This is a genomic window from Roseateles sp. PN1, assembly GCF_038419725.1.
Taxonomy (GTDB): domain Bacteria; phylum Pseudomonadota; class Gammaproteobacteria; order Burkholderiales; family Burkholderiaceae_C; genus Paucibacter_A.
In genome coordinates, this window is record NZ_JBCARA010000015.1 from 19,145 (window position 1) to 40,502 (window position 21,358).

The following is a 21,358-nucleotide window of genomic DNA, read 5'->3' on the forward strand; positions in this document are numbered from 1 at the left end:
TCCACCAATCAGACCCACCAGGAGAACACCCGATGCGCCTGACCACCATGACCGATTACGCCCTGCGCATGCTCATCTATCTGGGCCAACACCCAGAGCGACTTTGCACCACCGCAGAAATCGCGCAAGCCTATGACATCTCCGAGGCGCACCTGACCAAGATCACCCACCAGCTCGGCATGGGCGGCTGGATCAGCACAGTGCGTGGCAAGGGTGGCGGCATGCGCCTGGCCCTGGCGCCGAGCGAGATCATGTTGGGTGAGCTGGTGCGGGCCATCGAGACGGATTTCTATCTGGTCGAATGCCTTGGCACGGGCAATGCCTGCAACCTCACCGGTCGCTGCCGGCTGACAGGCATCTTCAACGAGGCCCTGGCCGCATTTCTGGAGCAGCTCGATCGCCACAGCTTGGCCGACCTCCTGAACCCGACACCGCCGGGTGCCACTGCAGGCATCCGAGAAATCAAGCTCGGCATGCCCCTTCCAGCCCCAGCCAGCCGCCGCAAGAAGGGCAACCATGACCCAGCCTGAGAGCCCGGCTTTGCCGCGGCGGGTGATTCCACTCTACGCGGCAGAAGCCAAGGTCTACCCCCGCTCGGTCACTGGCCGCTTTGCCAATTGGCGTTGGCTGATGGTGGCGCTGACCCAGCTCTTCTTCTACGGCATGCCCTGGCTGCAGTGGAACGGCCGCCAAGCCCTGCTCTTCGATCTGGAAGCCGGCCGCTTTTATGTGCTGGGCCTGCTGCTCTACCCGCAGGACTTCATCTACCTGGCGGCCTTGCTGGTTCTCAGCGCCCTGGCCCTGTTCTTCTTCACGGCCGTGGCCGGTCGCCTGTGGTGTGGCTACAGCTGCCCGCAAACGGTCTACACCGAGATGTTCCTCTGGATCGAGCGCCACACCGAAGGCGACCGGCAAGCCCGCATGCGCCTGGACCGCGAACCCTGGTCCTGGCCCAAGATCGGGCGCAAGTGCGCCAAGCATGGCGGCTGGCTCGCCCTGTCGCTGCTGACCGGATTCAGCTTTGTGGCTTATTTCATTCCGGTACGCGAACTGGCCGGCCAAGTGATGAGCCTGAGCCTGCAGGCCTGGCCGCTGTTCTGGGTGCTGTTCTATGCCGGAGCCACCTATGGCAACGCCGGATTTCTGCGCGAGCAGATGTGTAAATACATCTGCCCCTATGCCCGCTTCCAAAGCGCCCTGATCGACGCCGACTCTTTGATCATCAGCTATGACGCCCAGCGCGGCGAGCCGCGCGGCGCCCGCTCGCGCAAGCAAGAGATAACGCCCCTGGCAAGCGGCGCCGCTGACTGCATCGATTGCACCTTGTGCGTGCAGGTTTGCCCCACCGGCATTGACATCCGCAACGGCCTGCAAAACGAGTGCATAGGCTGCGCTGCCTGCATTGATGTGTGCGACCAGGTGATGGACAAGGTCGGCGCGCCGCGAGGCTTGATCCGCTACGCCACCGAGAACGGCATCACCGGTCAATGGAGCCGCAAGCAAATGCTGGCGCGCGTGCTGCGGCCGCGGGTGCTGCTTTACGGCGCGGCCTTGATGGCGCTCAGTCTGGCCTTCGTCTTCAGCGTGTATCAGCGTGAAGCGCTCTTGATCAATGTGATCAAAGACCGCCAAGTCATGGCGCGCCAAGTTGACGAGGGCGAAATCGAAAACGTCTACCGCCTGCAATTGATCAACCGCACCGAAAGGCCGCTACAACTGCACTTGCGGGCCGATGGCCTGCCGGGGCTGCAACTGCTGGCCCAGGGCGCGGAAAGCATCAGCGTGGCGCCTTCCAGCATTGGCACCCTGCCGGTGCAGTTGCGTCTGCCGCCCACCGCTGGATTGGCTTCCGGTGCACACCCCGTTCAGATTGAGGCGCAGGAGTTGGGCGGCGGCGCCAAGACTTTCACGGCCAAAGCCGTGTTCTTTGTCCCTCGCTAGCGCTGGCGCAGATCTTGGCCTCAGCGCACCGCCCCTTCTTCAGCGCCGCAGCCGCGATCTGGCTGGGTGCTGCTGTTTTTTGGGCGTGGCAATTGCTGAGCGCAGCGCCCCATGCAGGCTTGCTGCTGCCCGCGGGCCTGCTGCATGGCTGGAGCATGAGCTTGGGCTTCATGCCCCTCTTCATCGCCGGCTTTGCGCTGACCACGGTACCGCGCTGGTTGGGCCTTCCAATGCTGCCGGTCGATGCAGTCTTTTGGCTCAGCGCATGGCTTGCCGCCCTGGGCGGGGCCTTGCTGCTGGGCGGCGCGGCAATGGGCTGGCGGGGTACTGCCGCCCTGGGCGCGGCGATGCCCGCCCTGGTGCTGTGCGATGTCAGCCGGCGCCTTTGGGCTGAATGCCGCCGCCCTGACGCCAGGGATTCGGGCCATGCGCGAGGCCTCGCGGTGGGGCTGCTCGTGCTGGCCCTGTGTCAAGCCCTGGCGGCCCTCGCGCTGCTCGGCAAGCAACTCTTGCTGCTGCGCCTGGCCATTCATGCCGGGCTGAACCTCGGCGTGGCCGGCGTGTTTGCTCTGGCCTTGCAGCGGCTCACGCCCTTCTTGCATCAAGACGGGCGGCGCCAACCTCTGCTCTTAATTGCCCTGCTGAGCGGCCTGGCCTTACGCGCTGCACTGGATTTCGCCACTCTGCTGGCCTACCCGCCGCCTGCGCTTGTGGCCTGGACCAGCGCCGCAGCATTGCTGGGCCTGGGGATCTGGCTCTGGCGGGATGCCTGGGCGCCGGAGCTGGCTGCGGCACGGCGTACGCCCCTGGTCGCACAACTGCATTTGGGCTATCTCTGGCTGGGCCTGAGCTTTTTCTTGGACGCCGTGGCTTTGGCCGCCGCCGCCAGCGGCCACCCCGGCTGGCTCGGCCTGGCCCCGCAACACGCCATGAGCCTGGGCTTTATGGGCAGCACTTTGCTGGCCATGGTCAGCCGGGTCAACGCTGTGCAGCAGGGCCGCAGCGTGGCGGTGGACCGCCCGCTTTGGGCCATGCAAGCGCTTCTGCAAGCGACGACATTGATCCGCCTCGCGGCCGATCTCCACACCCATCGCGGCCTGCTGCTGGCCTTGGCTGGCGCCGGCTTTGCGCTCTTGGCGCTGAGCTGGAACTGCCGCTATCTGCCCTGGCTCTTGAGCCCAAATCAAACAATGAGAAGCAATCGATGAATGAGTCAGACATGAACGCCTTGCGTCTTCGCATCATGGCCGCCCTGGACAAGGTCTTGGACCCGGAGATTGGTGAAAGCATGGTGGCGCTTGGACTGCTGGAGTCACTGACGCTGAGCCCCGGCTTGGCGGAACTGCTGCTTATTCCCACCAGTGCCACCTGTCCGATGGCGGACCAACTCATGGATGAAGCCGGCTGCGCCATCGAAGCGGAATGCCCGCCGGATTGGCGTATCGAAGTCGATATGGACTGGGGCCTTATATGGTCGCCCGAGCGCATGAAGCCGGCCTTGCGCCAACGCCTCGGCTGGCCCGAGCCGCAGGCATGAGCACGCGCCGCAAGCCCGGGCCCAGCCGCTGGACACCTATCGTGACTCGCCTGTGCCTGGCCCTGGCGGCCTTGAACTTGCTGGGCGCGCTAGCCGGCGGCCTGGCCCGCTTCGGCTGGCAGGTCTTGCCCGCGCCATTGGCCGCTCAGGTTTTGCAAGAGCACGGCGCCTTGCTGATGGCCGGATTCTTCGCCAGCTTGATCAGCCTGGAGCGCGCCCTTGCCTTGCACCGTGGCACCTGGCTGCCCCTGCTGTCGGGTCTCGCGGGCCTCTTGGCAATGGCGGGCTTTGCGGCTGTGGCGGCCTGGGCATGGCTCTTGTCCAGCATCGGCCTGTGTGGCCTGTATCTGTGGGCGGCGCGCACACGCGCCATGTCTTTGCCCCTGGCCGTCGAAGCCAGCGGCGCCGCAGCCCTGGTGTGGGCGGCACTGGCCTATGCCTTGGGCAACCTGGAGCAAGCACGCTGGGCCTGGAGTTTGTTCTTGCTGCTGACCATTGTTGGCGAACGGCGTGAGTTGATGCGCTTGCGCCCGCTGCCCGCCTGGGCGAGCCAGCTCTTTCTTTTTGCCTGGGCGCTGCTTAGCCTAGCAGCCGTGCTTTTGATGGGACCCCGTGCGCATTGGGGTGCGCAACTGGGCTGGCTGCTCTTCGGCCTGTTGGCACTATGGCTGCTGGCTTTCGACCTGGCCCGCCTGCAGTGGCGCCAAAGTGGCTGGGCCGGCCATACAGCCCGCTGCTTGATGGTGGGCTATGGCTGGCTCTTGGCGGCCAGCGTGGCGGGGCTCAGCGGCCAAGGCGGCGTGGGCGGCGTGGCCTGGCACCTGATGTGGCTGGGCTTTGTCTTCGCCATGGTCTTCGCACATGTGCCCATCATGTTGCCCGTGCTCCTGGGCCTGCGCCCGCTCTACAGTGCTTGGGCCTTGCTGCCACTTGGCCTAATGGCTTTGAGCTTGTTGCTGCGGACTTTTGCGGTGCTCACGCAGCGGTCCGACTGGCTCGTCTGGGCCGGCGCCGGGCATGGCCTGGCCCTTGTGAGCTTTGTGCTGATCGTGGCCCTGCTGTGCAAGGCGGAAGCTCAGCGGCTGACGCTGGCTTTGCAAAAACCGCGCAGCCGTTGAACATCGGGGATCCAGACTTCGCTGTGCTGCATCTCGATCAAGCCGCTCTCCTGAAACTGCCGCAGCGTGCGTGACAAGGTCTCAGGCGTGGCACCAAGCTGTGCGGCGAGGTCGCGCTTGAGTTCGCTGATAACCAGATGGTCGGCGCTGTCTGACTGCTGCAACTGCACCAGCAACCATTCGGCCAAGCGAACCGGGAAGTCCTTGATCGTCAGCGCCTGGCGGGCTGCAATGGCCTCGCAGCTGAACCTGGACAGGCTGGCCAACAAAGTACCCAGCAGCACCGGTTCCTCACGGCTCAACCGCAGCACCTCGGTGGCCGGGAACTCATGCGCCAGCACCGCCGTGGTGGCGATGGCGGTCTCAGGGTAGAGCGAACAGCTCCAGGCACTCGACAAGTCCAGCCATTGGCCGGCGCTCAGCGAGTGGCTTTGCCACCACTTACCCTTTTCCGAGCGCTTACCCATGCTGACCTTGCCGCGCACCAGCAGCCACAGGCTGCCTTTGTTGGCAAAGCCCTCGTGCAGCACCCGACCGCGAGCACGCACGCGGTGGCTGCGGCCCAGGCCGGCCAGCTCGTTCAGGGTCTGAGGCGCATCGAGCAGCGCCGGCCACGCCTGCTCCAAGGCTTGGCGCACTTGCCTGGCTTGAAGCTGTGCCGGGCTGAGCTGCGGGCCGCTGTATGGGGTGGTTTCTGAGTGAATCAAAGCATTCATGAGGCGCTGCTTTCTGAGTGGAAACGGGCGTCAATTCCTGGGTGATGAGTCGACCATCGAAGGCCGGGCCTCGGCATTGACCTGGCATAAGAAACCGAGCTTTTTTGTCGGATAAGGCTCAGAAATGGCCTAGTTTCGGCCCGATTCACCCGGGCCCCGCGGCCGGCGGTGCCTTTCGGGAAGCACGCCAGAAGCCCTCGCGCCTTGCTTGCCGCGATTGCCTGAAATAACCGTCTTAAATAAGCGTTATGCCACCTCCGGCTGGCTGCTAATTTCGCGCAAAGACGGGCCAGACAAGCGTGGCCTATCGCGATAGCAAGCGGCGTGAATTGTGTTGCCGCAAGGCTTTGGCTTGAGTTCGGTCAAGCGTGGTGGCGATGCGTGGCTTCGTGCCTGTCCTTAAACCAGTTCAAGGACGAGGCCTGGGTGCAGCGGGACGATTACTGCAGTTCTCAACACGTGCAACCAGCGTTCAGAGTTTCATCCAGAAGAAAAGAGGTACGACATGAAGCAAGACAGAACACCCACCCAACGTGCTGCTCGCGGTCCCCTGCTCCGGCTCAGTCTGCTGGGTCAACTGGCCTTGTTGGTGGCACTGCCCTTGAGTGCAGTGGCTCAAGAAGGAAAAAAGGACGTCAGCGCGGGCGATGTGAAATATCACGCAGCTCCCTCGGCCCTGACCGATGTGCCCATGGTGCAAAGCAGCAACCCCAAGGCGCCGCCCATGACTCAGGCCGAGTTCGATGTCGCGCGCAAGATCTATTTCGAGCGCTGCGCCGGCTGCCACGGTGTCCTGCGCAAGGGCGCCACCGGCAAGCCCTTGACGCCCGACATCACCCTGGGCAAGGGCACGGACTATCTGAAGGTCTTCATCGCCTACGGCTCGCCCGCCGGCATGCCGAACTGGCAGACCTCGGGCGAGATGAGCGAACAGCAGGTGGACCTGATGGCGCGCTACATCCAGCACGACGCGCCGACGCCGCCCGAGTTCGGCATGGCCGATATGAAGGCCACGTGGAAGGTCGTGGTGCCGCCCGAGAAGCGGCCGACCAAGAAGATGAACAACTACAACATCGAGAACATCTTCTCGACCACGCTGCGCGACACCGGCGAAGTGGCCCTGATCGACGGCGACAGCAAGCAGATCATCAACATCGTCAAGACCGGCTACGCAGTGCACATCTCGCGCACTTCTGCCTCGGGCCGCTATCTGTTCGTGATCGGTCGTGACGCCAAGATCAATATGATCGATCTGTGGATGGAGAAGCCCGACAACGTGGCCGAGATCCGCATGGGTCTGGAAGCCCGTTCGGTGGAGGCCAGCAAGTACAAGGGCTATGAGGACAAGCTGGTGATCGCCGGTGCCTACTGGCCGCCCCAGTACGTGATCATGAAGGGCGACACCCTGGAGCCGCTGAAGATTGTCTCCACCCGCGGCAACACCGTGGACAAGCAGGAGTACCACCCCGAGCCGCGCGTGGCCTCCATCGTGGCCAGCCACTACCGGCCCGAGTTCATCGTCAATGTCAAGGAAACCGGCAAGACCTTGATGGTGGACTACACCGATCTGAATGCACTCAAGACCATCGAGGTCGGTACCGCTCGCTTCTTGCACGACGGCGGCTGGGACAGCAGCAAGCGCTACTTCATGATCGCCGCCAACCAGAGCAACAAGATCGCCGTGGTGGACGCCAAGGAAGACAAGCTGGTGAAGCTGGTCGAGGTCAGCAAGATCCCGCACCCGGGCCGCGGCGCCAACTTCATCCACCCCAAGTTCGGCCCGGTCTGGAGCACCGGCCACCTGGGAGACGAGGCCATCTCGCTGATCGCCACTGATCCGGTTAAGCACAAGCAGTACGCCTTCAAGGAAGTGGCGCAGATCAAGGGTCAAGGCGGCGGCGCGCTGTTCATCAAGACCCATCCAAAGTCCAAGCATCTGTACTCGGACACGCCGCTGAACCCCGACGCCGCGATCTCGCAGTCGGTGGCGGTGTTCGACATCAATGCGCTCGACAAAGGCTTCAAGGTCTTGCCCATCGCCGAGTGGGCCGGCTTGAAGGATGACGGCGCCAAACGCGTTGTTCAGCCAGAGTACAACAAGGCGGGCGACGAGGTCTGGTTCTCCGTGTGGTCCGCCAAGGACAAGGAAAGCGCCATCGTGGTGGTGGACGACAAGACTCTTAAGCTCAAGGCCGTGATCAAGGACCCGCGCCTGATCACACCGACCGGCAAGTTCAACGTTTACAACACCCAGCACGACGTCTATTGATCTCAAGCGGCCCCGCTGCCCGATGGCGGTTGGGGCCCATGACCCAAGGAGTTATGAATCATGCGAATCGCGTCCATCATCGCCATGGCAAGTGTCGCCCTCTTGAGTGCTTCGGCCGTGCAAGCCGACGAAGCCGCGCTCAACAAGGCCGGCTGCATGGCCTGCCATGCCAAGGACAAGAAGCTGGTCGGCCCGTCCTTCAAGGACATTGCCGCGAAATACAAGGGTCAGGACGCCGCAGCCGCGTTGGCGCAGAAGGTGCGCAGCGGTGGCAAGGGCGTTTTCGGCCCCATCCCCATGCCGCCCAATCCGCCCGAGAAAATCAGCGACGCCGACCTCAAGGAGGGGGTGGGATGGATCCTCAAGCAATGAGCTGACCAAGACCTCAGTCAGCCAGATGGGCGCCCATGAACAGCTATGGGCGCCCTTTTACTTCGTGGTTCCAGCCGCCTCAGGCGCCGACCTCCCGCGCCTCTTGCAAGACCAGCTCCACCAGAGGCGCCAGCTCGGCCGCGCTGAAGTGGGGCGGCGCGTCGGCGAGGTCTGGCGCATCGCCCACCATCGCCACGATGCCCGGCCACTCTGGCCAGAGCATGGGCTTGCCCACGGCCGCCCGCCAGACCTCTAGCTTGGGGAAGTCGCCGCCCTTGAAGCCCTCGACCAGGACCAGGTCGCAGTCCTGGATGCGGCTTAGGAGGTAGTCCAGATCCGGCTCGGCATCGCCGCGCAACTCGTGCATCAGGGCCCAACGCGTGCGGCCGAGCAGCAGCACCTCCTGGCAGCCGGCTTCACGCAGGCGATGGCTGTCCTTGCCCGGGCGGTCGACTTCGATGTCCTTGTGGCTGTGCTTGATCAGCGAAACACGCAGGCCGCGGGCGCGCAGGGCGGGTATCAGGCGTTCCAGCAAGGTGGTCTTCCCCATGCCGGACCGGCCGGTAATGCCAAAAACTTTCATGGGAGATGTTCGCTGCAAAGAGTCATGGGAATGTACTTGCCTTGATGTCGAATAAGGCGGCGGGCGCGGGCGCGCAGCACAATGCTCGCATGGATCCTGGTCGTCGCTTTCTTTTTCGTCCCTCCAAGGCACGCGTGGCTGTTCAGAGGCCACCCGGTGCCGTGGCCGAGACAGCCTTTCTTGCCAGCTGTACGCGCTGCGACGCCTGCATCAAGGCCTGCCCGGCCGGCGTTGTCCGGCGAGGGGACGGAGGTTTTCCTGAAATGGACTTCAGTGGTGCCGGCTGTGACGCTTGCGGGGCCTGCGTACCGGCCTGCACGGCGTCAGCACTGCGCCTGCCGCTGCTGTTTCGCGACTGGCTGGCCCAGATCGGAGCCCAATGCCTGGCCCAGAAAGGCGTGGAATGCCGGGTCTGCGGCGAGGCCTGTGACGCCGCTGCGATTCGCTTCAGGCCACGCCTGGGTGGCGTGGCCCAGCCCGAGATCAGCCCGAGCGCCTGCACCGCTTGCGGCACCTGCGTCGGGGTCTGCCCCTCGGGCGCGGTTTCAATGCGTCGAGCCTGAAGCAGCGCTGGCCGGTGGCAGGGTGATTTCACCGGCCTTGTGAGCGCCAATCGGCTGGGCAATCGGCGGCAGGGTGTGCGCGATGCCCTTGTGGCAGTCGATGCAGGTCTGGCCGGCTGAGAAGGCCACTTGGTGTCGGGTCGCGGCACGGCTGTTCTGCTCCGCATAGTCCATATAGCTGAAGTTGTGACAGTTGCGGCACTCCTGCGAGTCATTGGCCTTCATGCGATCCCATTCATGCTGGGCCAAGATGGGCCGCTTGGCATTGAATTTCTCGGGCGTGTCGATCGAGCCCAGCACCTTATGCAGCACTTCATTGGAGGCCTGGATCTTGCGCCACATCTTCGGCCCCCATTCCTTGGGCACATGGCAGTCCGGGCAGGTGGCGCGCACGCCGGTGCGGTTCTGGTAATGGATGGTGTTGCGGTACTCCACATAGACGTTCTTCTCCATTTCATGACAGGAGATGCAGAAGGCCTCGCGGTTGGTCCACTCCATGGCGGTGTTGAAGCCACCCCAGAAAATGATGCCGCCGGCGAAGGCGAGCGCCAACAGCCAGAACAGCTTGGTGTGGGCGAAAGCCCAGGCACGTCGGATCAGGTTCTTCACAGCGGGCTCCTCACTTCATGCCCTTGGCACGCTCATAGGTGTTGGTCACCAAAGGCTTGGCATCGCTCTGCGGCACATGGCATTGGGTGCAGAAGTAGCGGCGTGGGCTGACGGAGTCGAGCTCAATGCCGTCGCGTGTCTTGAAGTGGGTGACGCTGATCTTGGTGGCACCACTCTCCTTGGTCTTCTGCCAGGCGTGGCAGTCCATGCATTTGTTGAAGTTCTTGGTGATCTGATAGCCGCTGATGGTGTGCGGGATCAGCGGTGGCATCTGGACGAAGTCACGCTCACCGACGGGATGGTCACGCTCCTGGCGGTTGTTAGCCGGCGGGTTGTCCTGGTTCAGTGGCGTCCCTTGGCGCAGCCCTTCCAGTTTCACGGGCGAGGCCTTATCGGCAGCCAACGCCGGCCCGGCGGCGAATACGGAAAACGCCAGCAGCAGTGTCAGAGCGGGGCGGAGCAAGTGGGGGATCTTCATGGTCAGTCCCTTCGGGTGTCAAAACGGTGAGTGAATCGGAAAACGGAGCTGTCGCAAACATCGATGCAGCGGCCGCAGGCCGTGCAGTCGGGCGCCAGGATCAAGGGGCCGGCGTCCTGCTTGGCCTTAAGTGGGGCGACGATGATCTGCGGCTCGGGGCAGACGGCGTAACAATCGCCGCAGTCATTGCAGCGGCTGCTGTGAGCGGCTGAGACGCGCAGCAGTGGTGTGGTGCCAATCAAGGCGTAGGCCGCGCCCATGGGGCAGACATGGCCACACCAGCCGCGCGGCGCCACCAGCAGGTCGAACAGGAAGACGGCAGCCAGAGCGCCCCAGGCCAGACTGCCGCCGAAGATCAGGGCACGCTGGGTCAGCGTCACCGGGTTTACCTGCTCCCAGGCGGGTATGCCCAGTGCTGCTGAGGCCAGCAGCACGCAGGCTAGCAAGGCGTGGCGTACCTGGCGGTTCGGGGCACGGCCGCTGCTGATCTTCAGCCGCCGGCGCAGCCAGGCAGCCGCATCGGTCACCACGTTGACCGGGCAGACCCAGGCGCAATAGGCCCGGCCCGCAAGCACGGCGTAAAAAGCCAGGACGATGGCTGCACCGATCAGGGCGCTGGCGGCAGGCCAAAGCCCATGCCGCAGGCCCGCGAGCAAGCTCTGGGCCAGCACGAAAGGGTCGCTCAGCGGCAGCATATCGAAGGTGAGGCTGGAGGCCAGATTGCCCTTGACCCACCACAGGCCGAACAGCGGGCCGAGCAGGAAGAGGCCGATCACGCCCAGCTGGCTGCTGCGGCGCAGGATCAGCCAGCGCTGGGCGGCCCAGGGGCTGCGTGCGGGCTGCGAGGGGACTTGAGTCGGCCCGCTCATCGCTGCGGCTCCGATGAGGCTGGGGCATAGGGCTGGGCACCGCTGCGCAGCGCGCCGATGTCGCTGCCGCCTTCGGGCAGTCGCTGCTCGGGCTGGGCGAAGCGGGGCTTGCCCTGGCGGTTCTCGTCTTCCCAGCCCTTGCGGTAATGCGGGCCCAGCTCGCCCTGGGCCAAGTCGCGCGGCAGCACCTTGATGGCAGGCTGCTCCAACACGCAGGCGCGCTCGCACTTGCCGCAGCCGGTGCAGGCCTCGGCGTGAACCGTGGGCAGCAGCATGGCGTGGCGGTCGCTGCGTGGGTTGCTTTGTTTCTCCAGCGAAATGGCGCTGTCGATCAGTGGGCAGACTCGGTAGCAGACATCGCAGCGCAGGCCGAGGAAGTTCAGGCAGCTCTCATGGTCGATCAGTACGGCCAGGCCCATGCGGGCTTCGGCGATGTCCTGCAGGCCGGGGTCGAGTGCACCGGTCGGGCAGGCCTTGACGCACGGGATGTCTTCGCACATCTCGCAAGGGATCTCGCGCGCTTCGAAGAAAGGCGTGCCGATCGCCACCTCCGCGGCCAGGCCGGCGCCCCATTCGCTGAGCTTGAGATTGTGCGGCGGGCAGGCGCGCACGCACAGGCCGCAGCGCACGCAGGCAGCCAGGAAGTCGGGCTCGGCCAGTGCGCCGGGCGGCCGCAGGGCCTGGACCGGGCGCGCCTGTGTCGGGCGCGAAAATACGGCCGCCGCCCCGGCCAAAAGGGCGGCGCTGGCGGTGGTGCTGGCGCCTTGCAGCAGCGCACGGCGGCTCAGGTTCATGTGTTCACCCCGGCTCGACTCAGCTCGGATTCAGGCCTTGACGACCTTGACCGCGCACTTCTTGAAGTCGGTTTCCTTGGAAATCGGGCAGGTGGCATCCAGGGTCAGCTTATTGACCAAGCGGCCCTCGTCGAAGAAGGGCACAAAGACCAGGCCGCGCGGCACCTTGTTGCGGCCCTTGGTCTCGACGGCGCAAGTGATCTCGCCGCGGCGCGAGGCCACCTTGACCTTCATGCCGCGCTGCAGGCCGCGGTCCTTGGCATCGTCGGGGTGGATGTAGAGCAGGGCCTCGGGCACGGCACGGTGCAACTCGGGCACGCGCCGCGTCATGCTGCCGGTGTGCCAGTGTTCGAGCACCCGGCCGGTGCACAGCCAGAGGTCGAACTCCTTGTCCGGGCTCTCAGCCGGCGGCTGGTAAGGCAAGGCGAAGATCACGGCCTTGCCATCCTTGTGGCCGTAGAACTTTACGCCCTCGCCCTTCTTGACATAGGGGTCGTAGCCCTCGCGGAAGCGCCACAGCGTTTCCTTGCCGTCGACCACGGGCCAGCGCAGGCCGCGAACCTCGTGATAGGTGTCGAAGGGGGCCAGGTCATGACCGTGGCCGCGGCCGAACTCGGCGTACTCCTCGAACAGACCCTTCTGCAGGTAGAAGCCCAGCTCCTTGGACTCGCTGTTCATGTAGTCGGGGATGTACTTGCCATTGATGCGACCGACATCGGCGAGCGGGAACTTGTTGACCTTGCCGTTCTTGAAGAGCACGTCGAACATCGTCTTGCCCTTGTACTCGGGCTTCTTGGCCAGCAGCTCGGCCGGCCAGACCTCTTCCATCTTGAAGCGCTTGCTGAACTCGATGAACTGCCAGAGGTCGCTCTTGGCCTCGCCCGGTGCGCTGACCTGCTGGCGCCAGACCTGGGTGCGGCGCTCGGCGTTGCCGAAAGCGCCTTCCTTCTCGACCCACATAGCGGCGGGCAGGATCAGGTCGGCCGCCATGGCGCTGACGGTGGGATAGGGGTCGCTGACCACCACGAAAGCCTTGGGGTTGCGCCAGCCAGGCAGGATCTCACCGTTGATGTTCGGCCCGGCCTGCATATTGTTGTTGGTCGTGACCCAGTAGCACTTGAGCTTGCCGTCCTTGAGCGCGCGGCTCTGCGCCACCGCGTGCAGGCCCACCTTGTCAGGGATGGTGCCGTCGGGCAGCTGCCAGATTTCCTCTGTGTGCTTGCGGTGCTCGGGGTTGGTGACCACCATGTCCGCCGGCAGGCGGTGGGCAAAGGTGCCGACCTCGCGCGCCGTGCCGCAGGCGCTGGGCTGGCCGGTCAGGCTGAAGGGGCTGTTGCCGGGCTGGCTGATCTTGCCGGTCAGCAAGTGGATGTTGTAGACCATATTGTTGGCCCAGGTGCCACGGGTGTGCTGGTTGAAGCCCATGGTCCAGAAGGACACCACCTTGACCTTGGGGTCGGCATAGAGCTTGGCCAGGTCTTCCAGTTGCTTGACCGGCACGCCCGACAGCGCGCTGACTTTTTCGGCCGTGTAGTCGGCGACGAACTTGCCGAACTCCTCGAAGCTGATCGGTGTGGCGTCATTCGGGTTGCCCTTGGGCTTGCCGTCGGCGCCGGGGTAGCCATTGCTCTTGGCATCTTTTTCCAGCGCATGGGCCGGGCGCAGGCCGTAGCCGATGTCATCGGCGCCCTTCTTGAAGTTGACGTGGTTCTTGATGAACTCTTTGTTGACCTTGTTGTTCTTTATCAGGTAGTGGGCGATGTAGTTCAGGATCGCCAGATCGGTCTGCGGCTTGAAGATGATGGGCTGGTCGGCCAGATCGAAGCTGCGGTGCTCATAGGTCGAGAGCACGGCCACCTTGGTGTCCGGGTGGCTGAGGCGGCGGTCGGTGATGCGGCTCCACAAGATGGGGTGCATCTCGGCCATATTGCTGCCCCAGAGCACAAAGGCATCGGCCTGCTCGATGTCGTCGTAGCAGCCCATGGGCTCGTCGATGCCGAAGGTGCGCATGAAGCCGGTGACCGCGCTGGCCATGCAGTGCCGGGCATTAGGGTCCAGGTTGTTGGAGCGAAAGCCCGCCTTCCAGAGCTTGGCGGCGGCATAGCCTTCCCAGATCGTCCACTGGCCCGAGCCGAACATGGCGATGCCGTTCGGGCCGTCGGTCTTCAGCGCCTCTTTCCACTTGCTGGCCATCAGGTCCAGGGCTTCGTCCCAGCTGACCGGCGTGAACTCACCTTCCTTGTCGTAGACGCCGTTCTTCTTGCGCAGCAGCGGCGTGGTCAGGCGGTCCTTGCCGTACATGATCTTGGACAGGAAGTAGCCCTTGATGCAGTTCAGGCCGCGGTTCACCGGGCTTTCGATATCGCCCTGGGTGGCCACAACCTTGTCGTCCTGCACGCCCACGACGACGGAGCAGCCGGTGCCGCAGAAGCGGCAGGGTGCTTTGTCCCAGCGTACGGCGCTGTTGCTGGTCGGTGCCTTGGCGGCCGCGCCGTGGACGGTGATGGGGATGCCGGCGGCAGCGGCGGCGGCAGCAGCGGCCTGCAGTTTCAGGATGTCGCGACGATCGACTTGCATGAGGTGCTCCCGTGGCCGCCCGCCGTCTTGGCTGGCGCCCGTGAAATGAAGATGTAGATGAAAAGCATGGTCCTGGAATTGGCGCGTTTGCGCCTTGAACTGCTTCAAGTTTTTGCGCTGTCCAGCTCGCTGAGACGGGTCCGCCAGCCCTGTGCCGGCTCCTCGTGGCCGGCCGGCGCGGGGGCATCCGGGCCGCTGTACTCGAACACCAGGGAGGTGCCCAGCACATCGGGCCAGAGCGCGATGGCACCGAGCTGGGCCGCGGCGGAGATCTGCTCACAGTCCTCCATCACCAGGACCAATCGGCCGTCACCGGGGTTGTGCGTCAGTTCCACGCCTGGCAGGGTCGCGAGCCGAGCGCTCACATCGGATACATGCTCGGGCCGCATGCGCAGCACCACGCCGAGAACACTCATGGGGAACTCCTGTTCATGGCCGGGGCGCCGAAGCTGAACCGGCCGGGGTTGATTGGGGTGCAGCCGGGGCGCGAGGCCCCTGCGCGCGGGCGGCGACCAGGCCTTGCACCGCCAGCTCGCGCAAGGGGTGCTCGGCTGGGGCCAGGTCTTGCAGGCGCTGCCAATGGCGGATGGCGCCGGCCGCATCGCCCTGGCGCAGGGCGCGCGTGCCGGACAGGGCCAGGGCCTTCAAGTGATCGGGTGCGATCTGCAGCGCGCGTTGCAGCAAGGCCGCCGGTTCGCCGTCCAGCGAGCCCTGCTGGCCGCCGGCCAAGACATCGGCCAGATCGGCCATCAGGTCGGCATCGTCGGGCCGCAGGGCCAAGGCGCGGCGGTAGGCGGCGATCGAGGGTTCGCTGCGGCCCAGCACCAGGTAGGAACGGCCCAGCATGGCCCAGCCGGCGGCGTCCTCGGGCTGCTGCTGCAGGCGCCGAGCCAGGCCCGCGACCATGGCCTCGGTGCGGTCCGGCGGTGCCTCGGGCGAGATGGCCTCGGGTTGACCCTTCCAGGCATAGCCGCCCGCGCCGACGAGCAGCACCAAGCTCACGCAAGCAGCGATCAGGCGATGGGAAGGACGCGGCAGCGGCGCGGGTGGCGGCGCCAGCACCTGGTCGGCGATCTCCTGGCGCAGCCGGTCCAGCCGGGCTTGCAGCGCGGCCTGGCCTGCAGATTCACCGGCCGTGGCGCTGCCGCTCAGCTGGGCTTGCAGGGTCAGGCCTTGGTGGCGCAGCGCTTGCAGTTCCTGCTGCTGTTCTTGCGTGGGCCAGCTCATCGGATGTCTCCCTCCTCTTCGGGCGCCGCCTCAAAGGCCTCATCGGGCTGGCGTGCCAAGCGGCGCAGGTTCAGCACCAGGCCGGCCAGGGCGGCGGCCATCAGCAGGGCCGGGCCGGCCCAGAGCAACCAGGTGTTGGCTTGCAGCGGCGGCTTGTAGAGCACGAAGTCGCCGTAGCGCTCGGTCATGTAGTGGATGATTTCTTCGTCCTTTCGGCCAGCCTGCAGCTGCTCGCGCAGCCGGGCCTTCAAGTCCATGGCCAGCGGCGCATGGGAGTCGGCGATGGTCTGGTTCTGGCAGACCAGGCAGCGCAGCTGCTGGGCCAGGGCCTGGGCGCGGCGGTCCAGCTCGGCAGAGATGGGATTGGCAGAGGCGGGCTCGGCCTGGGCGCAAGACATGGCGCCGAGGCTCAGCAGCATGAGGCAAGCAAGCAGACACGCAGGCAGGCGTCTCATAGGCGGTCCAGCAAGGGTTCCAGGGTGTCGCGCAGCAGCTCGGCCGTCAGCGGGCCGACATGCTTGTAGCGAATCAGACCCTGGCGGTCGATCACAAAGGTCTCGGGCACGCCGTAGACGCCCAGGTCGATGCCGACCTGGCCGCGCGTGTCCGAGCCGATGGCGCGGTAGGGGTTGCCCAGTTCTTTCAGCCAGCGGGTGGCCTGGGCGGGCTCGTCCTTGTAGTTCAGGCCCAGCAGCTGCAACTCCGGCCGGCGCCGCGCCAGGTCCAGCAGCAGCGGGTGTTCCTCGCGGCAGGGGCCGCACCAGGAGGCCCAGACATTGAGCACGCTGATTTTGCCCGTCATGTCGGCCTGGCGCAGCGGCGCGCCGCCCTCCAGCAAGGGCGGCAGCACAAAGGCCGGCACCGGCTTGCCGATCAGCGGCGAGGGGATCTCGCGCGGCTTCAGCTGCAGGCCACGCGCCAGGAACAGGGCCAGCACGGCAAAGCCCAGCAAGGGGATCAGCGCTTTGAGCTTCATGGGCGTGCGCTCGCTCGTTGGCCCTTGCTGCGGTAGCGCCGGTCGCTGGCGGCCAGCAGGCCGCCCAAGCCCATCAGCAGGCAGCCGCCCCAGATCCAGTTGACGTAAGGCTTGATGGTGATGTGGACGATCCAGGCATCGGCCTGCTCATTGATCGGCTCGCTCAGCGAGACGTAAAGATCGCGCAGCAGGCCACTGGCGATGCCGGCTTCGGTCATGGGCATCTCCTGGCTGCGGTAAAGCCGCTTCTCGGGGTACAGGGTGGCCACAGTCCGGCCTTCGCGTGTGACTTCCACCGTGCCGCGCATGGCGCGGTAGTTGGGGCCGTCCACGGCCCGCAGCTCAGTCAGGCGGAAGCTGTGCTCGCCCAGGCGGGCGCTCTCGCCGCGCTGCAGCGGCAGGTCCTGGCTCAGGGCCAGGCTGCCGACCAGGGTGACGCCGATGATGAAGACGCCGACGCCGGCATGAGCCAGCAGCATGGCGGCCGCCGAGCGCGGCAAGGCGCGCGCGCGCGCCCACCAGCCCTGGCCCGGCGTTGGCCACAGGCGTTCACCGAGCTCCAGCGCCACCGACACCAGCACCCACCAGGCCAGCAGCAGGCCGCCCCAGGCGGCCAGGCTCAGCTGCGCGGTGGCCCAGCCATGGGCGCCGGCGGCCAGCGGGCTCAGCAGCAGCGGCCAACGCAGGCGGCGCAGCAGCTCGGCGCTGTCCATGCCCTTCCAGCGTAGCAGCGGCCCCAGGCCCATCAGCAGAATCACCGGTGCCATCAGCGGCACGAACACGGCCTCGAAATAGGGCGGGCCGACCGAGATCTTCTGTCCGCTCACGGCGTCCAGCGCCATCGGGTAGAGCGTGCCCAAGAGCACCGCGCCGCAGGCGGCCAGCAGCATCACATTGTTGGCCAGCAGCGTGGTTTCGCGGCTGCGCCAGTGGAAGCGCGCCCCCAGGCCGACCGCGCTGGCGCGCGCCGCATACAGGCTCAGCGAGCCGCCCACCACCAGCACCAGAAAGATCAGGATGGCCAGGCCGCGCTGCGGGTCGGTGGCGAAGGCATGGACCGAGCTGAGCACGCCCGAGCGGACCAGAAAGGTGCCCAGCAGGGACAGCGAGAAGGTGACGATGGCCAGCAGCACCGTCCAGGCCTTGAAGACGCCGCGCTTTTCGCTGACGGCCAGCGAGTGCAGCAAGGCTGTGCCGGCCAGCCAGGGCATGAAGCTGGCGTTCTCGACCGGGTCCCAGAACCACCAGCCGCCCCAACCGAGCTCGTAGTAAGCCCACCAGCTGCCCAGGGCAATGCCCAGGGTCAGAAAGGCCCAGGCGGCGCTGGTCCAGGGCCGGGCGAAGCGCGCCCAGGCGGCGTTGAGCTCGCCGCCGGCCAAGGCCGCGATGGCGAAGGCAAAGGCCACGGCGAAGCCGACATAACCCATATACAGCATGGGTGGGTGCAGCACCATGCCGGGGTCCTGCAGCAGCGGGTTCAGGTCGCGGCCCTCGGGCAGGCCGGGCACCAGCCGGGCAAAAGGATTGGAGGTGACGAGCAGAAAGACCAGAAAGCCGGCCGCCAGCGCCCCCAGCACGCCCAGCACCCGTGCGCGCAGCGACGCCGGCAGCTGCCGGCCGGCGGCCGCGACGGCCAGGGTCCAGGCCACCAGCAGCCCCACCCACAGCAACATCGAGCCCTCATGCCCGCCCCAGACCGCGGCGATGCGGTAGGCCAGGGGCAGCTCGCGGTTGGAATGCTGGGCCACATAGGCGACCGAGAAGTCGCTGGCCACAAAAGCCTGGGTCAAGGCCAGATAGCCCAGGCCCACCAGGGCGGCCAAGGCCAGGGTCAAGGGCCGGTCCAGCGCCATCCAGTCGGCGCGTTGACGCTGCGCGCCCAGCACCGGCAGGCCGGCCAGCAGCAGGGCCACGCCCAGGGCCAGCCAGAGGGCGAGATGTCCGAGTTCGGGGATCACGGCGTGCTGCCTTTCAGGGTCTGGGCGGCCCGCTCGCGGGCCTGCTGGCTGCGCTGCAGCGCGTCGGCGGCCTCGGGCGGCATGTAGTTCTCGTCATGCTTAGCTAGCACCTCGCGGGCCAGGAACTGCCGGCCCTGCAACTGGCCTTGCGCGACCACGCCCTTGCCCTCTTTGAACAAGTCAGGCAGGGCACCGTTGAAACTGACGGGCACCTGCTCGCTGCCGTCGCTGATCACGAACTGCACCTGCACGCCTTCGCGCCGGACGCTGCCCGGCTGCACCAGGCCGCCGATGCGGAAGCTGCGGCCTTGCGGCGCCTCATGCGCAGCCACCTGGCTGGGCGTGTAGAAGAAGACCAGATTGCTGCGGAAGGCATTCATCACCAGGGCCGCGATGGCGCCCAGGGCCAGCAGGCCGGCAGCGATCAGCAGCAGGCGGCGGTGGCGAGTTTTCATCATTCGCCGTCCTCCTCGGACAGCTGCAGCAAGGCTTGGCTGTGGCGGCGCCGGGCCAGGCCCACCTCGGCCAGCATCCAGAGCAGGGCCGAGCCGTAGCTGCCCCAGACAAAAAAGCCGTAGCCGTCCATATGGAAGAAATCAGCCGCGCTGTGCCAGTTCATGTGGCTTGTCCTTTCTTGCTCAGGGCCTGCACCCAGGCGCTGCCATGTTCGCGCTCCAGGATCAGGCCGCGGGCGCGGGTGAAGATGACAGCGAAGGCATAGGCCCAGCAGGCCAGGCTCATCACGGCCAGGGCCTGCAACATGGTCTCGGCCATGCGCGGCGCGGCCGTCAGGCTGATGCTGGCGCCCTGGTGCAAGGTGTTCCACCAGCGCACGCTGAAATAGATGACAGGCACATTGACCACACCGACCAGGGCCAGCAGGGCACCGGCCGGGTCGGCCCGCTGCGGGTCCTCGATGGCGTGCACCAAGGCCAGATAGCCGAGGTAGAGAAACAGCAGGATCAGCTCCGAGGTCAGGCGCGCGTCCCAGACCCACCAGCTGCCCCAGCTCGGCTGGCCCCAAAGCGCACCGCTGAGCAGGGCGATCACGGTGAAGCCGGCGCCGGTCGGTGCGATCGCCCGCGCCAGCAGCGAGGCCATGCGCGCCTTGAAGGCCCAGCCGATGGCGGCCCAGAAAGCCAAGGCCAGATAGAGCAGCATGGACAGCCAGGCCGCCGGCACATGGATGAAGAGGATGCGATAGGCCTGGCCCTGGGTGGCGTCGGTCGGCGCTTTGAAGAAGGCCAGGTACAGGCCCAGGGCCGCCAGCCCTGCGGCCAGCAGCCACAGGCCCGGCAACAGGCGGCCGGCCAGCGCGTAGAAACGCGAGGGCGCGGCATAGGTGTAGAAGCGGTGCGTGCGTGTCATGGGGTGTTGGGGCGAGGTCAGCAAGTCCATCAGATCAGGGCAATGCGCAGGGCCGCGGCGGTGGCCGCCGGCAGGGCCAGCAGGGCGCCGATCAGCAGGGCGGCCAGCAGGGACAGATGGCCGTCAACAGGCAGGCCGGCCTCCAGCGCGCCGACGGCGCCGCTGCCGAAGATCAGAACAGGCACCGCCAGCGGCAGCACGATCAGCAGATTGAGCAAGGCGCCATTGCGCAGGCCCAGGGTCAGGGCGGCGGCCAGATTGCCCAGCAGGCTCAAGCTCGGCGTGCCCAGCAGCAGGCTCAGCATCAAGAGACCGAGGCTGTCGCTGTGCATGCCGTACATCAGGCCCAGCAGCGGCGTGGCCAAGAGCAGGGGCAGGCCATGGCTCATCCAGTGAGCCATGGCCTTGACGGCAGCCAGGCGCCAGGCCGAGTGCGGTGGCAGCAGCAATTGGTCCAGGCTGCCGTCCAGGGCATCGGCGGCATACAGGCTGTGCAGGGACAAGAGACTGGCCAGCAAGGCCAAGACCCACAACACGCCCGGCGCCATTCGACGCAGCTGCTCGGGTTCGGGCCCCAAACCGAGCGGAAACAGGCAGGCCGCCAGCAGCAAAAAGGCCACCGGCAGGCCGGCATCGAGCGGCCGGCGCGCCGCCAAACGCAGCTCGCGCTGCAGCAGCAGTTGCGCTCCGCCGCTCATGGCCGCGCTCCATCCAGCTGCAGCTGGCGCGCGCCGGCGAGTGGCGCCAGCGGCTGATGGCTGGTGAACAGGGTCGCGCCGCCGGCCTCGCCATGCCGCTGAATTAGCTGGCAAAGCAGAGCCACGCCCTGGTCGTCGAGCGCGTCAAAGGGTTCGTCCAGCAGCCAGCAGCAGCCCGGTTGAGCCAGGGCCAGTGGCGCCAGCGAGGCACGACGGCGCTGACCCTGACTCAGGCTGCGCGCCGGCCGCCGGCGCAGCGGCAGCAGCTCGAAATAGCGCAGCGCCGCCAGCACTGCCGCCTCGTCATCGGCCAGGCCTTGCCAACGGGCGGCAAAGCGCAGGCCTTCAATCACGCTCAGTTCGTCCTTCAGGCCATTGCTATGGCCCAGATAGCGCAGTGGCGCGTGGCGCTGAAGCCGGCCTCCGTCGGCGGGGCGCAGTCCTGCCAGAGTTCGCAGCAACGTGGTCTTGCCGCAGCCGTTGGCGCCTCGCAACCAGACGCAGTCGCCCGCCCGCAACGCCAGGTTCAGTCCGGCGAACAGCGGCCCGCTGCCACGCTCGCAGCGCAGTTCGGTGGCTTCCAGCAGCGCAGCTGCGTGGGGAGCACTAACAGGGTCGTTCAAAGCTTGGGATCATTGGAAAGCGGGCGGCCAGTGTGCGGGAAGAAGCATTTTTTTCCCTTGATGTGTATTAAGTTCAGAACCC

General features: G+C 66.1%; 25 protein-coding genes. 8 read left to right on the top strand and 17 right to left on the bottom strand.

Translation table 11 applies throughout. From position 1 onward, the window contains the following. Positions 1–32 precede the first annotated feature (32 nt). Genes AABB87_RS19880 through AABB87_RS19900 form a run of 5 tightly spaced genes read left to right on the top strand, consistent with a single transcriptional unit; the run spans position 33 to position 4,596 of the window. The gene (locus tag AABB87_RS19880; RefSeq protein WP_341973029.1) at positions 33–530 is read left to right on the top strand and encodes an RrF2 family transcriptional regulator; all 498 of its coding nucleotides are present in this window, start codon (positions 33–35) and stop codon (positions 528–530) included. Further along, the gene (gene ccoG, locus AABB87_RS19885) at positions 517–1,941 is read left to right on the top strand and encodes a cytochrome c oxidase accessory protein CcoG (RefSeq protein ID WP_341973030.1); all 1,425 of its coding nucleotides are present in this window, start codon (positions 517–519) and stop codon (positions 1,939–1,941) included. Before AABB87_RS19880 ends, ccoG begins: the two co-directional genes overlap by 14 nt. A gap of 14 nt (positions 1,942–1,955) precedes the next feature. Continuing rightward, on the top strand, positions 1,956–3,149 hold the full coding sequence (locus AABB87_RS19890) for an NnrS family protein (RefSeq protein WP_341973031.1): 1,194 nt from the start codon (positions 1,956–1,958) through the stop codon (positions 3,147–3,149). After that, positions 3,146–3,478 carry a metal-sulfur cluster assembly factor gene (locus AABB87_RS19895; protein ID WP_341973032.1) on the top strand — a complete coding sequence of 111 codons (333 nt, stop codon included), beginning with the start codon at positions 3,146–3,148 and terminating at the stop codon, positions 3,476–3,478. Before AABB87_RS19890 ends, AABB87_RS19895 begins: the two co-directional genes overlap by 4 nt. Continuing rightward, entirely contained in the window at positions 3,475–4,596 is a 1,122-nt protein-coding gene (locus tag AABB87_RS19900; protein ID WP_341973033.1) for a hypothetical protein, read from the top strand. Before AABB87_RS19895 ends, AABB87_RS19900 begins: the two co-directional genes overlap by 4 nt. Here the strand turns inward: AABB87_RS19900 and AABB87_RS19905 are convergent. Then, positions 4,554–5,312, bottom strand: coding sequence for a Crp/Fnr family transcriptional regulator (locus AABB87_RS19905; protein WP_341973034.1), 759 nt, complete (start codon positions 5,310–5,312; stop codon positions 4,554–4,556). The two genes, AABB87_RS19900 and AABB87_RS19905, sit on opposite strands and share 43 nt — an antisense overlap. Positions 5,313–5,817: 505 nt before the next feature. Here AABB87_RS19905 and AABB87_RS19910 point away from each other — a divergent pair. Continuing rightward, on the top strand, positions 5,818–7,581 hold the full coding sequence (locus tag AABB87_RS19910) for a cytochrome D1 domain-containing protein (protein ID WP_341973035.1): 1,764 nt from the start codon (positions 5,818–5,820) through the stop codon (positions 7,579–7,581). 60 nt (positions 7,582–7,641) lie between these two features. After that, positions 7,642–7,953: a c-type cytochrome gene (locus AABB87_RS19915; RefSeq protein WP_341973036.1), complete on the top strand. Its 312-nt coding sequence runs from the start codon at positions 7,642–7,644 to the stop codon at positions 7,951–7,953. Positions 7,954–8,032: 79 nt separating this feature from the next. On the opposite strand, the gene mobB is transcribed toward AABB87_RS19915, so the two are convergent. Then, positions 8,033–8,554, bottom strand: coding sequence for a molybdopterin-guanine dinucleotide biosynthesis protein B (gene mobB / locus AABB87_RS19920; RefSeq protein ID WP_445944890.1), 522 nt, complete (start codon positions 8,552–8,554; stop codon positions 8,033–8,035). 71 nt (positions 8,555–8,625) lie between these two features. Here mobB and napF point away from each other — a divergent pair, with 71 nt between their 5' ends. Further along, complete coding sequence (gene napF, locus AABB87_RS19925; protein ID WP_341973038.1) at positions 8,626–9,099, top strand: ferredoxin-type protein NapF; 474 nt, start codon at positions 8,626–8,628, stop codon at positions 9,097–9,099. On the opposite strand, the gene AABB87_RS19930 is transcribed toward napF, so the two are convergent. The 15 genes from AABB87_RS19930 to ccmA all read right to left on the bottom strand — a co-directional run bounded on the left by AABB87_RS19930 (position 9,082) and on the right by ccmA (position 21,276). Then, entirely contained in the window at positions 9,082–9,708 is a 627-nt protein-coding gene (locus AABB87_RS19930; protein WP_445944891.1) for a NapC/NirT family cytochrome c, read from the bottom strand. The two genes, napF and AABB87_RS19930, sit on opposite strands and share 18 nt — an antisense overlap. Before the next feature lie 10 nt (positions 9,709–9,718). Continuing rightward, positions 9,719–10,186, bottom strand: coding sequence for a nitrate reductase cytochrome c-type subunit (locus tag AABB87_RS19935; protein WP_341973039.1), 468 nt, complete (start codon positions 10,184–10,186; stop codon positions 9,719–9,721). Between the two features lie 2 nt (positions 10,187–10,188). Beyond that, positions 10,189–11,055, bottom strand: coding sequence for a quinol dehydrogenase ferredoxin subunit NapH (gene napH / locus AABB87_RS19940; protein ID WP_341973040.1), 867 nt, complete (start codon positions 11,053–11,055; stop codon positions 10,189–10,191). After that, positions 11,052–11,849 (bottom strand): ferredoxin-type protein NapG, encoded by a 798-nt coding sequence (napG, locus tag AABB87_RS19945; protein ID WP_341973041.1) that lies wholly within the window; start codon positions 11,847–11,849, stop codon positions 11,052–11,054. Before napG ends, napH begins: the two co-directional genes overlap by 4 nt. Positions 11,850–11,879: 30 nt before the next feature. Continuing rightward, complete coding sequence (gene napA / locus AABB87_RS19950) at positions 11,880–14,426, bottom strand: nitrate reductase catalytic subunit NapA (RefSeq protein WP_341973042.1); 2,547 nt, start codon at positions 14,424–14,426, stop codon at positions 11,880–11,882. Positions 14,427–14,530: 104 nt separating this feature from the next. Further along, positions 14,531–14,842, bottom strand: coding sequence for a chaperone NapD (locus AABB87_RS19955; RefSeq protein WP_341973043.1), 312 nt, complete (start codon positions 14,840–14,842; stop codon positions 14,531–14,533). A 13-nt stretch (positions 14,843–14,855) separates the two neighbouring features. Beyond that, positions 14,856–15,653: a tetratricopeptide repeat protein gene (locus tag AABB87_RS19960; protein ID WP_341973044.1), complete on the bottom strand. Its 798-nt coding sequence runs from the start codon at positions 15,651–15,653 to the stop codon at positions 14,856–14,858. Then, a complete protein-coding gene (locus tag AABB87_RS19965) occupies positions 15,650–16,072 on the bottom strand; it encodes a cytochrome c-type biogenesis protein (RefSeq protein WP_341973045.1) in 423 nt (140 codons plus the stop codon). The genes AABB87_RS19960 and AABB87_RS19965 overlap by 4 nt, the downstream gene beginning before the upstream one ends. 32 nt (positions 16,073–16,104) lie before the next feature. Further along, positions 16,105–16,629 (bottom strand): DsbE family thiol:disulfide interchange protein, encoded by a 525-nt coding sequence (locus AABB87_RS19970; protein WP_341973046.1) that lies wholly within the window; start codon positions 16,627–16,629, stop codon positions 16,105–16,107. Next, the gene (locus AABB87_RS19975) at positions 16,626–18,587 is read right to left on the bottom strand and encodes a heme lyase CcmF/NrfE family subunit (protein ID WP_341973047.1); all 1,962 of its coding nucleotides are present in this window, start codon (positions 18,585–18,587) and stop codon (positions 16,626–16,628) included. Before AABB87_RS19975 ends, AABB87_RS19970 begins: the two co-directional genes overlap by 4 nt. Beyond that, positions 18,584–19,042 carry a cytochrome c maturation protein CcmE gene (gene ccmE / locus AABB87_RS19980; RefSeq protein WP_341973121.1) on the bottom strand — a complete coding sequence of 153 codons (459 nt, stop codon included), beginning with the start codon at positions 19,040–19,042 and terminating at the stop codon, positions 18,584–18,586. The genes AABB87_RS19975 and ccmE overlap by 4 nt, the downstream gene beginning before the upstream one ends. Next, on the bottom strand, positions 19,042–19,206 hold the full coding sequence (ccmD, locus tag AABB87_RS19985) for a heme exporter protein CcmD (protein WP_341973048.1): 165 nt from the start codon (positions 19,204–19,206) through the stop codon (positions 19,042–19,044). The genes ccmE and ccmD overlap by 1 nt, the downstream gene beginning before the upstream one ends. Continuing rightward, a complete protein-coding gene (gene ccmC / locus AABB87_RS19990) occupies positions 19,203–19,955 on the bottom strand; it encodes a heme ABC transporter permease CcmC (RefSeq protein WP_341973049.1) in 753 nt (250 codons plus the stop codon). Before ccmC ends, ccmD begins: the two co-directional genes overlap by 4 nt. A gap of 29 nt (positions 19,956–19,984) precedes the next feature. Then, positions 19,985–20,653, bottom strand: coding sequence for a heme exporter protein CcmB (gene ccmB / locus AABB87_RS19995; RefSeq protein ID WP_341973050.1), 669 nt, complete (start codon positions 20,651–20,653; stop codon positions 19,985–19,987). Continuing rightward, positions 20,650–21,276, bottom strand: a complete 627-nt coding sequence (ccmA, locus tag AABB87_RS20000; RefSeq protein ID WP_341973051.1) for a heme ABC exporter ATP-binding protein CcmA — start codon at positions 21,274–21,276, stop codon at positions 20,650–20,652. Before ccmA ends, ccmB begins: the two co-directional genes overlap by 4 nt. Between the last annotated feature and the right edge of the window lie 82 nt (positions 21,277–21,358).

Bases quoted from the DNA above. Each gene is read 5' to 3' on its own strand.
- AABB87_RS19955 (WP_341973043.1), bottom strand. From the start codon at position 14,842: ATGAGTGTTCTCGGCGTGGTGCTGCGCATGCGGCCCGAGCATGTATCC.
- AABB87_RS19965 (WP_341973045.1), bottom strand. From the start codon at position 16,072: ATGCTGCTGAGCCTCGGCGCCATGTCTTGCGCCCAGGCCGAGCCCGCC.
- ccmE (WP_341973121.1), bottom strand. From the start codon at position 19,042: ATGAAAACTCGCCACCGCCGCCTGCTGCTGATCGCTGCCGGCCTGCTG.
- napA (WP_341973042.1), bottom strand. From the start codon at position 14,426: ATGCAAGTCGATCGTCGCGACATCCTGAAACTGCAGGCCGCTGCTGCC.
- AABB87_RS19905 (WP_341973034.1), bottom strand. From the start codon at position 5,312: ATGAATGCTTTGATTCACTCAGAAACCACCCCATACAGCGGCCCGCAG.
- ccoG (WP_341973030.1), top strand. From the start codon at position 517: ATGACCCAGCCTGAGAGCCCGGCTTTGCCGCGGCGGGTGATTCCACTC.
- AABB87_RS19900 (WP_341973033.1), top strand. From the start codon at position 3,475: ATGAGCACGCGCCGCAAGCCCGGGCCCAGCCGCTGGACACCTATCGTG.
- AABB87_RS19880 (WP_341973029.1), top strand. From the start codon at position 33: ATGCGCCTGACCACCATGACCGATTACGCCCTGCGCATGCTCATCTAT.
- napG (WP_341973041.1), bottom strand. From the start codon at position 11,849: ATGAACCTGAGCCGCCGTGCGCTGCTGCAAGGCGCCAGCACCACCGCC.
- AABB87_RS19960 (WP_341973044.1), bottom strand. From the start codon at position 15,653: ATGAGCTGGCCCACGCAAGAACAGCAGCAGGAACTGCAAGCGCTGCGC.
- AABB87_RS19895 (WP_341973032.1), top strand. From the start codon at position 3,146: ATGAATGAGTCAGACATGAACGCCTTGCGTCTTCGCATCATGGCCGCC.
- AABB87_RS19970 (WP_341973046.1), bottom strand. From the start codon at position 16,629: ATGAAGCTCAAAGCGCTGATCCCCTTGCTGGGCTTTGCCGTGCTGGCC.
- AABB87_RS19915 (WP_341973036.1), top strand. From the start codon at position 7,642: ATGCGAATCGCGTCCATCATCGCCATGGCAAGTGTCGCCCTCTTGAGT.
- ccmD (WP_341973048.1), bottom strand. From the start codon at position 19,206: ATGAACTGGCACAGCGCGGCTGATTTCTTCCATATGGACGGCTACGGC.
- ccmB (WP_341973050.1), bottom strand. From the start codon at position 20,653: ATGAGCGGCGGAGCGCAACTGCTGCTGCAGCGCGAGCTGCGTTTGGCG.
- napF (WP_341973038.1), top strand. From the start codon at position 8,626: ATGGATCCTGGTCGTCGCTTTCTTTTTCGTCCCTCCAAGGCACGCGTG.
- AABB87_RS19935 (WP_341973039.1), bottom strand. From the start codon at position 10,186: ATGAAGATCCCCCACTTGCTCCGCCCCGCTCTGACACTGCTGCTGGCG.
- AABB87_RS19910 (WP_341973035.1), top strand. From the start codon at position 5,818: ATGAAGCAAGACAGAACACCCACCCAACGTGCTGCTCGCGGTCCCCTG.
- ccmC (WP_341973049.1), bottom strand. From the start codon at position 19,955: ATGACACGCACGCACCGCTTCTACACCTATGCCGCGCCCTCGCGTTTC.
- napH (WP_341973040.1), bottom strand. From the start codon at position 11,055: ATGAGCGGGCCGACTCAAGTCCCCTCGCAGCCCGCACGCAGCCCCTGG.